1 protein-coding gene is annotated in these 1,037 nt (G+C 70.3%); it reads left to right on the top strand.

The genetic code is table 11. The features are described 5' to 3' along the window. Positions 1-51: 51 nt before the first annotated feature. Positions 52-1,037, top strand: a 986-nt coding sequence (locus OF819_RS29005) for an NAD(P)H-dependent glycerol-3-phosphate dehydrogenase (RefSeq protein WP_267246629.1), incomplete at its 3' end; no start/stop codon positions are given.

Genomic DNA, 1,037 nt, shown 5'->3' with positions numbered 1-1,037 from the left:
CCGCCGCTAGGGTCGCCCGCACGCAACAGCACACCAAGGGAAAGAGACAGAATGAACCGAGTTGCGGTGCTCTCGGCCGGCTCGTGGGGCACGACCTTCGCGGCTGTACTGGCCGACGCCGGAAACGATGTGATCCTCCACGGACGACGCCAGGAACTCGTGGGGTCGATCAACGCCCGGCGGGAGAACCCCCGCTACCTGCCCGGCATCACCCTCCCCGCGTCGCTGCGGGCCACCACGGATGCCGCGGAAGCCCTCCAGAGTGCAGACCTCCTCATGCTGTCCATCCCCGCCCAGTCCCTTCGCGAAAGCCTCGCCGCGTGGGCGGCGCACATTGGCGAGCGCACAGTCGTCGTCAGCCTGATGAAGGGCATCGAGACGGACACGGGCCTGCGGATGAGCGAGGTCATCGCCGAGGTGACCGGACTCCCGCCCGAGCGAATCGCCGTCCTCTCGGGCCCGAACCTCGCGCGCGAGATCGCAGCCCGGCAACCCGCCGCCTCAGTGATCGCCTGCCGCGACGAAGTCACCGCCAAAGCACTTCAGCACGCCTGCCGCACCCCGTACTTCCGCCCGTACACCAACGCCGATGTCGTCGGCTGCGAGCTGGGCGGCGCGGTCAAGAACGTCATCGCTCTGGCCGTCGGGCTCGCCTCCGGGATGGGGCTCGGCGACAACGCCGCAGCCCTGCTCATGACCCGCGGGCTGGCGGAGACCGCCCGTCTCGGCACGGCCCTGGGGGCCGATCCGCTCACGTTCTCCGGGCTGGCCGGAGTCGGTGATCTCGCCGCCACCTGCGCCTCGCCGCTGTCCCGCAACCGCACCTTCGGTGAGCGCCTGGGCCAGGGCATGACCGTCGCCGAGGCCACGGCCGCGACCAGCCAGACCGCCGAAGGAGTCACGTCCTCACGCTCGATCCTCGACCTGGCGCGACAGCATGGGGTCGAGATGCCGATCACCGAGGTCGTCGTGTCCGTCATCGACGGAACCGCCACCGCCGCCGAAGCAGCCCGCGCGCTGATGAACCGCTCGCCCAA

Origin of the sequence: Streptomyces sp. PR69, from assembly GCF_026420845.1 — a bacterium.
In the GTDB taxonomy this organism is placed as follows: Bacteria; Actinomycetota; Actinomycetes; order Streptomycetales; family Streptomycetaceae; genus Streptomyces.
Note: the sequence above shows the minus strand (reverse complement) of the source record. Positions and strands in the feature narration are given on the sequence as shown.